The organism is Phaeobacter sp. JH20_26 (genome assembly GCF_048056275.1).
GTDB classification, from domain to species: Bacteria; Pseudomonadota; Alphaproteobacteria; order Rhodobacterales; family Rhodobacteraceae; genus Phaeobacter; species Phaeobacter bryozoorum.
This window is the reverse complement of record NZ_JAYMWL010000003.1, coordinates 20,807-33,967: the sequence shown is the minus strand read 5'-3', so window position 1 is coordinate 33,967 and position 13,161 is coordinate 20,807. Positions and strand designations below refer to the sequence as shown.

Here is a 13,161-nt window from a genome sequence, read left to right as displayed (position 1 = left end):
ACTAATTCTCCAATCTGTCGGAGCGGATGGAATATTCGAGGACGGTGAAGCCGAATGGATTGGTCCAGACCTCATCGATGGAGCGGCGGGTCTCCGGGCGGAACTCGAAGAGAAGCGTCGCAGTGAAGAGGCCGGTCTGGGTGCCGTTAATGGACGTCAGGCGCTTGCGCAGGCGGACCGTCGCGCGGTTGGTTCCGATCCGGTTGACGCTGAGAATTTCCACGTCGAGCCTGGCGTTGGGGCCATAGACGGTCGGCGGATAGGTCTCATTTGCGCTGTTCCAGATCTGGCGCAGCCCGCTCTCGGCGGCCCCGTCCGAGCGGCGCAGAACGCTGCGGATGCGCAGATCGTTGTCGAGCTGATTGTAGACCTCCCGGTCGGTCACATAGCGGAAGACCTCCGCCTCGATGATCGCCTGGTTGGCGGTCACCGAGGAAGCGCCCACCGAGGCCTCGGGGAGTGCAAAGCCGGTGGCGGGATCATAGGGGACAACGACGGGGGGCGGGTCGACATCGAGGATTGCGACTGCTGCTGCGCTCAGACAGCCGATGATGCCGAAGACAAGACCTGTCAGGCCAAGGCGTTGCCAGAGCCGTTCACGGCGCAGGGCACCGTAGACCAGTTCTTCCTCGATGATCTCTTGTTCAGTCGTCACCATTCATGCCCCCACGATCAGTCTGCCCGGAGGTCTGGTAACGTGAAATCCATGAAGCGCTGCTCTTCGGCGATGGTGGCGGCATCGATCACGCCGCCGGTGCCATCGCCCACCGTTTGAATCGCTTCCAGCTGCCACATCGCCACGAGGGCGATGGCCAATTCAGCTGTCACGCGCGTGTTGAGATCGATGCTTTCCTTCAGTTCGTCCATGTCATCGATCAGCCCGACCAGCCGGTCGACGCGTTCCAGCGATTGCCCGGCGTCTTCATAGCTGTTCTGGGCAGCGGCCGAGACGAGTGCGCCGGTCGTGGCCTGGGTTGCGACACGGTTGGCGCCGGGATTGCCGCTGGTGGCCATTTCCGAGAGCGTGTCTTCATCGAAGCCGAGATCGGCCAGCACCCGGTCCATCTGGGTTTCGATTTCGCCTGCGCCGGAGCCCGAGAGGCCCGAGAAATCCCCAGTCTTGATCGCCTCAATCGTGGCGAGGATGTCCCCGAACTCCTGGTCGAGCAGGCCATTGAGTTCGTCTTCCATTTCCGTCCGGATGATTTCGGGAAGCTCGGCAAGTCGGGTGAGCGCTTCATAGGTTCTTTGCAGCTCCGCGAGTTGATCCGTGAGTGTGGCAAGCTGTTCGCGGAGCTGCGTCAGCTGCTCGTTTTGCAGAATCTCGTCTTCGATCATCTGCCGCAGCTGCTGGATGTTTTGCGCGATGTTCTGGGTGTCGACGACCGGTACACCTTGTGCTGCGGCAGGGGGTAGGGCGCTGAACTGCAAGCCAACGCCAAGTGTCGTGGCCAAAGCTGTCCTCAAGAGCAGATGTCCCATCATTCAATCTCCCTGATCGTAAAATCCATGAACGCGCCTTCGGCCATGCGGGCGCTGGCCTGGGCCAGCTCTTCGGCAGAAAGGACGCGGGTGCGTGCCGCCTGAAGTCGGATGCGTGCAGCGACGAGGCGCACGAGTTCGGCGCGGGCATAGGTGTTGAGCGCGACGCTCTCCTGCACATCCTCGGTCTCGGAAATCCGTTCGACGATATCCGCAATACGCAGGGCGGCTTGCCTGATCGCGGCGGGCGAGTTGTTGCCATAGAAGGCCGCCCCATGACCCGTGATTGAGAGGTTGGCATTGGCCAGAAGCGCGGGGTCGATCGTGCCAAGCGCTTCGATCCCGCCGATACGGCTTAGATAGAGATTGTAGCGTTCAGGGATGACCGACACGTAGTGCTGTGTCTCGCGGAAGGGGGGCACGCCGCCATACTCGAAGACCCGGCCGGGTCCGGCGTTATAGGCCGCGAGGGCGTTGATGATGTTGCCATCGAATGTGTTGAGCTGGGTCGCGAGATAGCGCGCGCCGCCATGCACCTGCAGATAGGGGCTGTCATAGTATTCCGGGTTGATGCCCAGATCGCTGGCCGTGCCCGGCATGATCTGGGTGAGACCATAGGCGCCGACGGGAGACCGTGCCCCAATGGTGAACCGGCTTTCCTGCCAGATGAGCGCTTGCAGCAACGCGCGCCACTGGACGGGTGAGAGCCCTGCGCGGCCAACTCCCGCAAAGCCGCTGGTCTCCTGAGCCACGCGGATGATGAGCTGCTCGATGGTCTCAGACGTATCCCCGAACATCTGCGCACCGCCGGGATTGGGATCGATCTCGCCCGTGCCATAGACCGCCTCGACTGACCGGGCCGGATCCCCGCTGCCGCTTTCCAGCCCCGAGACCATAGCTGGCAAGCCCTGACCGCCGAAGCTGGTCTGGGCATCAAGGATGCGTTGCAGGGTTTCCAGCTGCTCCCGTTCGATCTCGGCAATGAGTTCACGCACGGCAAGCTTGTCCGACTGAACGGCCAAGTCAGCCTCGCGATCGCCGGTCTCGACGATGTCACGCGCGGTCAGCCCACTGTCATTGGTCGGCACGCCTTGGGCGAAGCCGAGACCGGGCAGCATGCAAAATGCGAGGATATGAGGCAGGCTAGACTTCAACGTCGCCCTCCGGGGTGCCAAGGGGCGTGAAGTGGCAATCAGGCGCGACGGGTGCCGTGGACGCAAGGAATGTGAAGCAGTTCGCCTGCGGCTCCCGGTACTGGGTGCAGGAGGCCAGCGCGCCGAGCGCAGCCAAAGCGATAAGAATACGGATCATGAAAGCCTCCAGAAGTCCGGGCGGTTGCGGTAATCGGCGCCGACAAGCGCTTCGCCCTTTTCCATGCCACCAAGGATGGTGAGATTGGGTCCAAGCGCGCTCAGATCGGCATCGACGACGATTGAGCCCTGATCGTCGCGGATCAGCGCCAAGCGGCTGTTGCTGCCCGTGTTGAGAAGGACATCGAGTTCCTTCTCCGTGAGGTTCAGCATTGCGTAATCCGCAGGCTGCGCGCGGATATTGGGGAGCAGGATCTGCGTCGGCACCGCCTCGATGATGGTCTTGCCGGTCCGGGTGCGCTCGAGCTGGCTTGCGTATTGCGTCATCATCACCGCGACCGTGTTCTGTTTGCGCGCTGTCACCAGCCAGTTCGACAGCCGCTCCGCGAAATACGCGTTGTCGAGCGCCTTCCAGGCCTCGTCGATCACGATGATGGTGGGGCGGCGATCCTCGATCTCGCGTTCGACCCGGCGGAAAAGATAGGAGAGAACCGCCATCCGCTCCTTGTCGGCCTCGCTGTCGAGAATGCCGGTCAGATCGAAGCCCACCACATCGCCTTTGAGCGAGAACGTGTCCTCGAGGCTCTGTCCGAAAATCCAGCCATAGCGGCCGTCTTCGGTCCACTCGAGCAGGCGCTGGTGCAGATCGCCGCCATCATCGGTGGACACAAAAAGCGACGCGAAATCCCGCCAGTTCCGCAGGGCCGGATTGGTGGCCTGGGCATTCTGGCGCACGACCTCCTGGATGCGGTTGGTCTGCGCCGGGGTCAGGGGTTTGTCAGCGCGGTAGAGCAGGGTGGCAAGCCAGTCCGAGAGCCAGGCGGTGCCGCGGGCATCGGTCTCTGTCCAGAGCGGGTTGAGGCCCGTGGGCTGACCGGCGTTCAGAGACGCGTAGCGCCCGCCACTGGCGCGGACCGCCATCTCCATACCAAGACGGTAATCGAACACGAAGATCCGGGCACCTGCGCGACGGGCCTGGGTCATCAGGAAGGCCGACAGCACCGATTTGCCCGACCCGGGCCGTCCCATGATCAGGGTATGCCCGCTGGTCGGTTCTTTGTCGGGCGCGCCCTGCTCGTGATAGGAAAACCGGTAGGCGCTCTGCTCCGGCGTGGGCAAATAGGTGACGACCCGGCCCCAGGGGGTAAGTGCTGCAGGTTTGCCGAGCTGTGTCCGGTGGAAGGCCGCGAAATCCGCGAAGTTGCGATTGGTGACGGCGCTGGCACGCACGCGCTTGGGCTGGTTGCCGGGATGCTGGCTGAGGTAATGCGCCTTTGCGGCGACCCGCTCGCCGATCATCTTCACGCCTTCGGTTGCGGCGGCGTTCACGATCTCCGCGCTGAGGGTCTGCAGCTCTTCGAGCGTGTCGCAAAAGAGCGTCACGACCATGTGATGCTCGCCGAAGCTTTGGCGCTTGGCCTCGAGATCATCGGCGGCGATATCAAGGGCTTCCAGGAGGGAGAGGGCCGCATCCTGGCTGGCCTGCATCTGGCGCTTTTGCCGCTTGATGCGGCCCGCCATGAGGTTCGAATTGATCGGCGTGAAGGAGTGCGTCACGATCATGTCGACCGGCAGGTTCAGCATGTCGAACATGGTGCAGGAGGTGCCTTCCGAGTATTCTCCGATGGTGAAGCTCTTGCCGTAGCGGTGGCCCACGACGCCCTCGGAAAGCTCGAAATGGTCGCCGTGAAACGTCACGCGGGTATTGGCGACGTTGAAGGACAAAAAGCCGTAGGTGTTGGCCGGGTAGAGCGGCAGCTCTGTTCCTGTGTTGAGCGCGCCCAGAAACCCAACCAACTCCCCAGATGCGGCGGAGAGAAGCCGCGGCTTGAGCTCGGTAAGCCCCGAGAGGAAGACGTTCACGGCCTCGCCGAGGCGCTGCAGGCGTTTGCGGGTCTCCTCCTTCAGTCGGTCCGGCGCGCTGCGGCTCAGGAACGGCAGGAGACTTTTCGGAGGCGGGCGGTGAATGACGGTGAGCGTCAGTGTTTTGTCGCGCAGTCCGCTGGTCTCGAGTTTCGCGCGCCAGCGCCGGTCAACCTCGCCTGCGAAGCTGTCCTCGCGGATGGGGTCGAGATCAGGTTTGATGGCTTTGGAGACCTTGTGGACGTAATAGCTGAATTCCGGCCCGAGCTGCGCGACGATGCGGGCAAAAAGTGCCGTCACCTTGTCGAGATAGGCATCGTCGGTCGTGTAGCTGTTGATCCCCTCGAGCCGGATGCACCGGAAGAGTTCGTTCACCCGGGTCCGCACGGTCTGGTCGTCGACGAGGCTCACATAGGGCAGCATATGCGCGAGGCGGGTCTCGCGCGCATACCAGTCCGGCGTCATTGTGCGGGGATCGAGCGCAGCATCACGGGCGTCATCACGGGGCATAGCTGTCCCCGCCATGGATGCTGCGGTTTCGCGTGGGTGGCGTTTCCTGCAGCGCCGTCATCATCACGTCGATGAAACGCGGGTCCCAATCTGCGGCCTTCCACAGCACCGGATAGAGAAGGGCGGCCACGCCCAGCACCGCGATGTGCTGGACCCAGACGAAGAGAAGCACCGAACCGAAGAGCCAGACCATCGCGTACATGATGGGCAGGCCCAGAAGCTTCGGCGGGCGCACGAGGCCGAGAAAGAGAGGCGCGCGCTCAGCCACCGGCAAAGACCGCGGCAACGATGGTGGGGGCGGCGGCAACACCAGCGATGCCCACGAGGACCCAGAGCGCCTGGCGCAGATCGATGATGTTGAAGAACCAACTGAGAAAGACCCCGAGAACGGCAAGCGTCGCGATGACAACGCCAAGTGGGCCGGTCAGCGCATCGACGATGCCCTGCAACAGGCTCTGGATCGGGGAGAGATCAATGCTCTGGGCGAGGGCGGGTTCGGCAATCAGCAGGAATAGCGCCAGCGAGGCGACAAAGAGGTTTGAAATCTGTTTCATGAATTCGATCCTTCCAATCGGGCCACGACAGCCATGACGCGGGCCACGTGGTTCTGGGTTTCTCGGTAAGGGGGAATGCCACCGTGTTGGCGCACGGCGTCGGGACCGGCGTTGTAGGCCGCCAGCGCCAGATGCGGATCGCCGAAGCGCTCCAGCATCATCGCGAGGTAGCGGGCAGAGCCGTCGAGGTTCTGCAGCGGATCACGCGGGTCGACGCCCAGATCACGCGCCGTCGCTGGCATCAATTGACCAAGGCCAATGGCACCTGCACTTGAAATCGCATCCTGCCGGTAGGCGCTCTCAACCTCGATATTGGCCCGATAGAGAGCCAGCCAATCCGTCACGGAAAGCCCCGCGCGACGCAGGCCGGGATGGCCGGCATAGCGCAAGGCCGTGGTCTGAATCCCGGAGAGGACATCGGCGCGGGGCAGGGGAGTCGGGCGGGCAAGGGCCGCGACTTGGACGCCCTCTTGCTCGGCCTCTACCTCGCCGAAGATCGCGATCCCATCGGAGGCCGAACCCTGACCAATCCCGTCATTGTAGTTTCGAGCAAAGCTGCTTTGGGAGCGTGACGGGATCAGGGAGCCGTCGCTCTCCATGACCAGGACCATTTGAGCTGAGGCAGGTGCTGCGACCAGCCAGAGACAGACGAGGTTAGCTGCCAGCGTCCTTGTCTGATGGAGCGAGCTTGTGGCTCCGGCTTGTCCCCGCTTCAAGCGGCAGGTCGACATGCGCAAAACCAAGGCCAATGAAGAAAGACACCACGCCGGAGATCGTCTTGAACTCGCGGATCTTGATATCGTTGTAGGTCGTCCGCGTGCGGGCGGTGACGAGGAGCTTTTCCACGCCGTCATCAGAGACAACGCGCATGATCCAGACCCCGTAATAGCTGGGGCCTTTCTTATGTGCCGACTCCTGGCACAGGATTTCTGCGCTATAGCCGCTTTCCACGAGCTCGCGGAACCTGGCTTCCGTAACCACATTTGGTGCTTCGATGTCCCAGTTCATGGCCCGGCTCACGCTTTCTCCAATGGCGCGACCCCAGGCATTCCCACTTGAAGCCCAGAGTTACGATAGTATACTATCAACCGCAAGATGTAATATCGTGCTTTAGCTGTAGTTTGGTCACGCAAACACTAGTCACGGCCAGTGTCTGCGATCAAGGAGATAACAGGTTTGAGAAACCCAAGGTTGACATGCCTGCTCCCATTGCAAGCTATAGTCCTTCTAATCTGCGTTCCCGGGCCGGTTTTGGCGGAATCCTGCTTCGCCCCGGCCCGCCCCTTCCTACCAAGCGATTCGCAGGCGGCGCGGGACTATGCGGACATCATCCGTGGCGATTTCGAAAACTACATCCAGGATATCCAGAGCTACTTCCGTTGCCTCGACAGCGAACGCGCCCGCGCTTTCGAGGAAGCGCGCGAAGTCAGCGAGGACTATGGCCGATTTCTACAATTGGTAGGGGATTGATGGGCAACCTCGGGAGCATCAGACTTGCAGCCCATGGAAACCAGACGCCGATAACACCCTCATATATCTACTTTTTAGATAACAGATTTCATCCGCTAGCGACGTCACAAAAGGTATGTGACGCGTGGCAAAGACAATCAGAAGCAAAGGACAGGTGGCACTCTGCCAAGCATTGGTCGACGCCCGCATCAAGGCGGGACTCGGTCAGGAGGACTTGGCGATCAAGCTCAAGTGCCATCAATCCCTCGTGGCGCGCATTGAAAGCGGCCAGCGCCGGGTCGACGTCGTCGAACTGGTCGTCCTCGCCCGCGCCATCGGCTTTGACCCCTCCGAGATTCTGGCGATCGTTGAAGCCGCCACGGAGCCCGACCACCGGATTTGAGCCATTTCATCTTTCGAGAACACGGGAGCTGACTTCTCCCGGTGTGAATTCGTTACCGCGAGGACGAACAGTAACCGATTTTAACGAGGCCCGGCACACGGTTGCAGCAAACGCTTTGGATCTGAGCTGCTATCCGCAACGCCAAATTGCAGGAAGTCAGTAAACAGTGAACGAAAATGAGGTCGAAGGCGTCGCGATCGCCAATTTGATTGCAGCCGATGAAGAAACCATTGTCGGCTGGGTATATCGCTGGAACACAGGTGCTCTGGCAATCCGGTGGGACATCCATGGCCCGCAGCGTGTCTCAAAGATTTACCCGGAGCTCTGCGATGCGGATAAAGCCGAAATTGACTTCGCGTCTCTCATGCAGCTGCCCTGTCGCAACGACTGACATGGTAGAACATGGCCTTTATGGCCCTCGATTGTGTGAGTGTGCCTGCGTTGCAGGTTTGATTTCGTGCAAGGCTCTGCGCGACGTCGCGGCGCCTCAACAGTCAGTAATTGACCTGCTCGAAGCCGTAGTTCCCGCTATAGTCACGCCACTCTACGAAGACGGATCTGTGATAAATGTTCGGGCAGTGCTCGCCCCACCGCTCGAGACCGGCATGCGCAGCAGGAAGCGCTGCGGGTGACGACGCCCTCCAAGAAAAATCGCCCTGGATCCCGTAGGTGCCGAGGACAACGACGGCGCTGCGGTTGCAGTCGCCATCTCGCCCGGATTCGTGCTGGCGGGCATAACGAACGTCAAAGACGCGGATGGAGCGCACGAAATTGAATTCCGGCCCGCTGATATCGATATCGGCGCGGTCTTCTACGAGCTGGAGGGCGTAATCAGCCCGCACGAGGTTCCCCCAGACAGCGTCGGAGCCTTTCAGCCCGAGCATTCCGCCAGCCTTGGCTGCCTGATCGAAGAGCGGGGCTGAAGAGTTTGGTGGGGTTCCTGAACCACCATATAGGGCATCGAAGATCCGGTCCGTGGGGCGCGACCTGGCAGGCCCATCGTAAGACGCACCCATGGGGCAGCGCCAAATCTGCAGCGGCGGCTCCACCGGCCATGGTGTGATGCGCCGGATGAACTCGGCCCGCGCGCGTGCGCATGGCACGGAAGCCGGCCACCCACCGGACAAACACAGCAGGATGGCGCAATCGATCTGATAGGTTTGGGCGCGTGCTTGCGTCGGAACTGTTGGGCCGATCAAGGCGAGAGCTAAAAAGGCCACCAGAGGGAGATTTTTGAATTCGAAGCGCATGGCAAGGACCCTTGACGATCTTCACCCAGCATACATACGAAAATATACTATTGCAACATTGATGATGCGTGTTGCGGTTGCGGTGGTAGGCAAGATCGCGAGCCGACAGCCTCGCACTTCATCATCCGCCACCTTGCGCGCGGCGCCAGTCCCACGGCATGTCAAAGCGTCCGGACCAGATATTGCGCCGTGCGGATCTGGCTTCGGTCTCATCGCGGATGTAGTCGCGGCTGTATCGGCGATAAGCCACGGCCCACCCTTCACGCACAAGCCAAGCGTTCAGATCGGTACCGTCTTGATGACAGACCGCAATGAAGCGGCCATAGCGGTCGGTATCGCGAACGGTGCAACTGACCTGCCTGCGGCCGATCCTGTCGGCGAGAGACAGCGCCGCTCGCTGCCCGCATCGCCAGCGCTGACCCTCGGCTGTGGCACAAAGCTGCCGACTTTCGGGTGCGTCAATCCCATGCAGTCGGATGCGTTGCCCACGGATTTCCAGAGTATCGCCATCAATGACACTGGCAACGCCGGTCAACCGATCGGCATGTGCCTGTGGGACGGCAGCAAACCAGAACAGAAGGAAGCCGAGTAGACAGCGCATAAGACGAACCTGTTTTGAGAAAAGGTGACCAGACATAAACGGATCATCCTGCAGTGAACACTAAAGCCCTGTGAAGCCGCCGGTTGGCCACTGCAACAAGACAGGGAGGATTTTGAGCCAGGGCTGTGTGGGCAAGGTTGCTATTCGCCGGGCTGGACGCCCAATGCCTCGAGGGTTGCGCGATCTGGCGCGCCAGAGGCTGGCAAGCCCCTTTGCTCCTGGAATGCGCGCATCGCATTCCGCGAGCCGTTACCCCAGACCCCGTCCGGGGTGCCCGCTTCAAACCCGCCGGCGTTCAGGAGAGTCTGGATCGCGCGGTAGTCGTCGGGCGAGAGATCGAGCGTCGACCACCCGCAGGCACCAGCCACGGCCTCGATCGCATCCTGAATTCCGGCGAGATCAAATTCTGCATCGTACCGTCGGCCATTGCCGTCCGTGAGACGGATGAAGAAGGCTTCAGCATCGTAAAGGCCGCGCAGGAACCCCTCCGAGCCAGAGCCGAAGAGCCCGGCCCCCTTGTTATTGGTCAACTCGTTCCAGCGCGTAGATTGCGCAGGATTGCTGTCGATCCGGTAGGTGATGTCGAACGAATCCCGTCGGATGGCACTCATCAAGAAATCGTCTTGGATAAACACCACCGACGTCACGCCCTCACGGCATTGCGCGAGTAGGGCTGTAGGACCCCCAAAGCTGCGCGCGTCATAGGCAGAGTAGTTGACGGCCACCACCGACGGGCTGTCGTCGATTGCTGCACGCTCTTCATTGATCACCCACCAGCCTGCGATCCGGTCCCCTTCATTATGCGCCTGCTCGAAAGGCGTGAGGCTGTAGTCGATGTCCGGGTGGTCCGGGTCGGCCCAAGGTAGTGCGGTCTCAGCGACCTCGTCGCCTTGGATCAAGGCAGCGGGCGCAGTTGGGTCGGTTATGGGCGGCGCTGAATTCGTACCGGTCGGTGTCACCGGGAAGGCGATGCCGTAACGGGCCTGCAGATAGGCCATTTGCAGTTGAGCGAGCGTGAGCTTTTCCGTTTCCACACGGCTGAGGGCCACCGCCTGAATCAATCCCCCTGCCGAGGCCGCTTCTCGCTCCGCGGTCTCGACACGATTCTGTTGTGCGGCCATTTCTCCTAGAAGCTGCTCGGCGCGCTCTGGATCTGGCTCTACCGCCGGTACGGTGACCTCGATCATCGCGCCAGCGGCTTCCGCCGCCTGTCGTGCCTCCACGACCGTGCGCAAGAGAAGCAGAGCCTCGCGGCGGCTCTCGGCCAGCATACGGATCAATCCCCCATCATAGCGGGAGATCGTCGCATCGACTTCGGAAATCTGGCTGTCGATCGCTGCAATTTCTGCGTCCAGCGGAGAGCTTTCTTGTGCGACGGCGCCTGCCGTCAGGCAGGTGCTGATCAACAGGGATGCGGTGAGCGTACGAATTTTCGTCATGCAAAAGCTCCTTTTCCCTTCCAGTGAGCGGTGCGGGAGGGTAATGCTGGGGCGAGCCCCCAAGTTTGTGATACGTCTAATAACGCGACGGGCTTGTCACGAATCGACTTCCTGACACTTCAAGAGTCATATGGTCTGATTTGTGAGTCAATCTAAAAACTGGACGCGTGTAACTTTGCGACATATATATGAGGGCACTAAGTGACTCGCAAGAAGGGCAAGCAGCTGAACTGGGGTGTCGAACGTCGATATGAGTTCATCGAGTTTCGCCTGTTCTGGCAGGGGCGGATAAACCGAGGGGATTTGATGGACGCGTTCGGGGTTTCAACACAGCAGGCATCGCTGGACCTGAACGCCTATATCGATCAGGCCAAGCGGAACCTCGTCTATGACAAGAGCCTGCGCACCTACCTGCGCGGCAAACAATTCAAGCCCAAATATCTCAAGCCCGATGCGGAGGAGTACTTCGCGCAGCTGCGGGCCGTCGATCAGGGGTTGGTGAGCGCGGAGCAAAGCTGGATCAGCGTCTTTCCGGGCTTTGGAGCAACGCCGACACCTGCCCGAGGCGTGGCACCTGAAACGCTGCGCGATGTTCTCGCGGCGATCCGTTTGCCGGCCGCCTTGCAGGTGACCTATCAGTCGATGTCGCGCCCTGAGCCAAGCGCGCGCTGGATCGAGCCCCATGCTCTTGCCTTTGACGGCTTCCGTTGGCATGCCCGCGCGTTTTGCCAGAATGACCAGGCTTTCAAGGATTTCCTGCTCTCTCGCATCGTGGAGGTCGGGGACCAAGGGCCTGTTACATCGGACCCTAGCTCCGATGGCGCTTGGCACACAGACGTCTTGCTCGAGATTGGGCCGCATCCGGACCTCTCCGACAACCAACGCCGCGCGATAGAGATGGATTATGGCATGGAGGCGGGCCACGCGCAGATCGTAGTCCGCCGCGCGCTGTTGTTCTACGCGCTCAAGAGGCTGGGGCTTGATACCGACCCCGCCGCTCGAAGACCGCAGGACCAGCAGATCGTGCTGTTGAATCGAGACGAGGTCGTTGGATGACCATGGCAGCACGGAAAGCAGACTTCGGAGCAAACCACCAGCCCTACAAAATGTCCTTCACCTCTGGGGGGCTGTTTCTGAACGAGAGCGTGATCGTCGCCGAACTGCACGTAGCTGGTGAAGATTGGAAAGTAACGCTTTCACGCGCGCTCGAAGAGGGGGCGACGTCTTTGCCGAAGGCGGCTTCAAACCGGCGCACCCTCCGCGAAATCGTCAACCGCCTGATGACGCTGACCGAAGACGAAATCCGGTTTTTCGTCAGTGAGCCCGGTCGACAAGAACAACAGCACCTACTGTGGATCGCCACATGTCGGGCTTACAGGTTCGTGCGTGAGTTCGCTGTTGAGGTCATTTGTGATCGGTATCTCGCCTATCAGCTGGACCTGCCGCTCGAGAGCTTCGACATATTCTTTGATGCCAAAGCCGATTGGAATGAGGGGCTGGCCTCGATCAGCGACAGCACCCGCAACAAGCTTCGGCAGATCCTATTCCGCATGATGCGGGAAGCTGGCGTTATCTCTGGCGATAACCGGATCCAGTCGACGTATCTCTCGGCGCAGTTGCGGCAGATAATCGAGGCGACCGACCCCACCGATCTTGCGGTGTTCCCTAGCGTTGCGATCGAGGGAGGCTCATCATGATCCCGCAGTTGTCACGCAAGGAACGCGCCGAGCACCTCTACCGGGTCGTCACCAGCGAACGGTTCCTGACCAAGCAAGGGCTCGGCAACGAAGTGCCATTTTTCATCTGCCCGTTCCCGGCGGAAGAAGGCGTCACCATGATCGAGGACCGGCGCGACCTGATCGAGCGGATCGCGCATGCGGGCGTGACAGCGCTCGACCTAAGCCTCTACGATATCTCCCTTGGGCTTCTTGAGGAACGTGGCATCCTCGAAGACGTCCTTGCCGCAGAGCCTGACATGGAGAAGTCAGAGCTGCGCGAGCTCTTGCAGGGCGTTCTTGATGTCCATGAGCACCTGATTCCAAAGATTGGTGCGGCCATCGCCGCTCAGCCGCATGACGTGATCTTTCTCTCCGGTGTGGGCGAGGTCTATCCGTATATCCGTTCGCACAATGTGCTGAACAATCTCCAGAGTACGGCCAAGGACAGGCCGACCGTCCTGTTCTTCCCGGGCAGCTATACGCACTCCACGGCAACCGGAGGGTCCCTTGATCTCTTCGGGCTGCTGCATGACGACAAGTATTACCGTGCATTCAACATTTTGAACTACGAGGTCTGATCCG

The 13,161-nt window shown here is 60.8% G+C and carries 18 protein-coding genes; 6 read left to right on the top strand and 12 right to left on the bottom strand.

Going from position 1 to position 13,161, the window contains the following annotated elements; translation table 11 throughout:
• Position 1: 1 nt before the first annotated feature.
• The 9 genes from VWY60_RS01220 to VWY60_RS01180 are packed head-to-tail and all read right to left on the bottom strand — an operon-like array spanning position 2 to position 6,727.
• On the bottom strand, positions 2–658 hold the full coding sequence (locus VWY60_RS01220; RefSeq protein ID WP_416592423.1) for a virB8 family protein: 657 nt from the start codon (positions 656–658) through the stop codon (positions 2–4).
• Positions 659–672: 14 nt separating this feature from the next.
• The gene (locus VWY60_RS01215; RefSeq protein ID WP_416592456.1) at positions 673–1,482 is read right to left on the bottom strand and encodes a type IV secretion system protein; all 810 of its coding nucleotides are present in this window, start codon (positions 1,480–1,482) and stop codon (positions 673–675) included.
• Positions 1,482–2,600 carry a lytic transglycosylase domain-containing protein gene (locus VWY60_RS01210; RefSeq protein ID WP_416592455.1) on the bottom strand — a complete coding sequence of 373 codons (1,119 nt, stop codon included), beginning with the start codon at positions 2,598–2,600 and terminating at the stop codon, positions 1,482–1,484. The genes VWY60_RS01215 and VWY60_RS01210 overlap by 1 nt, the downstream gene beginning before the upstream one ends.
• Before the next feature lie 25 nt (positions 2,601–2,625).
• Entirely contained in the window at positions 2,626–2,793 is a 168-nt protein-coding gene (locus VWY60_RS01205) for a hypothetical protein (RefSeq protein ID WP_198512017.1), read from the bottom strand.
• Complete coding sequence (locus tag VWY60_RS01200; RefSeq protein ID WP_416592422.1) at positions 2,790–5,165, bottom strand: type IV secretion system protein B4; 2,376 nt, start codon at positions 5,163–5,165, stop codon at positions 2,790–2,792. The genes VWY60_RS01205 and VWY60_RS01200 overlap by 4 nt, the downstream gene beginning before the upstream one ends.
• Entirely contained in the window at positions 5,155–5,433 is a 279-nt protein-coding gene (locus VWY60_RS01195) for a type IV secretion system protein VirB3 (RefSeq protein ID WP_012187324.1), read from the bottom strand. The genes VWY60_RS01200 and VWY60_RS01195 overlap by 11 nt, the downstream gene beginning before the upstream one ends.
• Positions 5,426–5,719, bottom strand: a complete 294-nt coding sequence (locus VWY60_RS01190) for a TrbC/VirB2 family protein (RefSeq protein ID WP_009503803.1) — start codon at positions 5,717–5,719, stop codon at positions 5,426–5,428. Before VWY60_RS01190 ends, VWY60_RS01195 begins: the two co-directional genes overlap by 8 nt.
• Positions 5,716–6,330, bottom strand: coding sequence for a lytic transglycosylase domain-containing protein (locus tag VWY60_RS01185; RefSeq protein WP_416592421.1), 615 nt, complete (start codon positions 6,328–6,330; stop codon positions 5,716–5,718). Before VWY60_RS01185 ends, VWY60_RS01190 begins: the two co-directional genes overlap by 4 nt.
• 43 nt (positions 6,331–6,373) lie before the next feature.
• Positions 6,374–6,727 carry a hypothetical protein gene (locus VWY60_RS01180; RefSeq protein WP_037240102.1) on the bottom strand — a complete coding sequence of 118 codons (354 nt, stop codon included), beginning with the start codon at positions 6,725–6,727 and terminating at the stop codon, positions 6,374–6,376.
• 210 nt (positions 6,728–6,937) lie between these two features.
• On the opposite strand from VWY60_RS01180, the gene VWY60_RS01175 reads away from it, so the two are divergent.
• From VWY60_RS01175 to VWY60_RS01165, 3 genes are all read left to right on the top strand, one after another.
• A complete protein-coding gene (locus VWY60_RS01175) occupies positions 6,938–7,189 on the top strand; it encodes a hypothetical protein (RefSeq protein WP_072794323.1) in 252 nt (83 codons plus the stop codon).
• A 124-nt stretch (positions 7,190–7,313) separates the two neighbouring features.
• Complete coding sequence (locus VWY60_RS01170) at positions 7,314–7,571, top strand: helix-turn-helix domain-containing protein (RefSeq protein ID WP_416592419.1); 258 nt, start codon at positions 7,314–7,316, stop codon at positions 7,569–7,571.
• 166 nt (positions 7,572–7,737) lie between these two features.
• Entirely contained in the window at positions 7,738–7,962 is a 225-nt protein-coding gene (locus VWY60_RS01165) for a hypothetical protein (protein WP_199258169.1), read from the top strand.
• 103 nt (positions 7,963–8,065) lie between these two features.
• On the opposite strand, the gene VWY60_RS01160 is transcribed toward VWY60_RS01165, so the two are convergent.
• The 3 genes from VWY60_RS01160 to VWY60_RS01150 form a co-directional block, all read right to left on the bottom strand.
• Positions 8,066–8,821, bottom strand: a complete 756-nt coding sequence (locus tag VWY60_RS01160) for a hypothetical protein (protein ID WP_416592418.1) — start codon at positions 8,819–8,821, stop codon at positions 8,066–8,068.
• A 121-nt stretch (positions 8,822–8,942) separates the two neighbouring features.
• The gene (locus tag VWY60_RS01155) at positions 8,943–9,422 is read right to left on the bottom strand and encodes a thermonuclease family protein (RefSeq protein WP_199258204.1); all 480 of its coding nucleotides are present in this window, start codon (positions 9,420–9,422) and stop codon (positions 8,943–8,945) included.
• 140 nt (positions 9,423–9,562) lie between these two features.
• The gene (locus VWY60_RS01150; protein ID WP_199258168.1) at positions 9,563–10,861 is read right to left on the bottom strand and encodes a peptidoglycan-binding domain-containing protein; all 1,299 of its coding nucleotides are present in this window, start codon (positions 10,859–10,861) and stop codon (positions 9,563–9,565) included.
• A gap of 201 nt (positions 10,862–11,062) precedes the next feature.
• On the opposite strand from VWY60_RS01150, the gene VWY60_RS01145 reads away from it, so the two are divergent.
• Genes VWY60_RS01145 through VWY60_RS01135 form a run of 3 tightly spaced genes read left to right on the top strand, consistent with a single transcriptional unit; the run spans position 11,063 to position 13,157 of the window.
• On the top strand, positions 11,063–11,917 hold the full coding sequence (locus tag VWY60_RS01145) for a WYL domain-containing protein (RefSeq protein ID WP_416592417.1): 855 nt from the start codon (positions 11,063–11,065) through the stop codon (positions 11,915–11,917).
• Positions 11,914–12,558: a DUF1819 family protein gene (locus VWY60_RS01140; RefSeq protein ID WP_416592416.1), complete on the top strand. Its 645-nt coding sequence runs from the start codon at positions 11,914–11,916 to the stop codon at positions 12,556–12,558. The genes VWY60_RS01145 and VWY60_RS01140 overlap by 4 nt, the downstream gene beginning before the upstream one ends.
• Complete coding sequence (locus tag VWY60_RS01135) at positions 12,555–13,157, top strand: DUF1788 domain-containing protein (RefSeq protein ID WP_416592415.1); 603 nt, start codon at positions 12,555–12,557, stop codon at positions 13,155–13,157. Before VWY60_RS01140 ends, VWY60_RS01135 begins: the two co-directional genes overlap by 4 nt.
• Positions 13,158–13,161 lie beyond the last annotated feature (4 nt).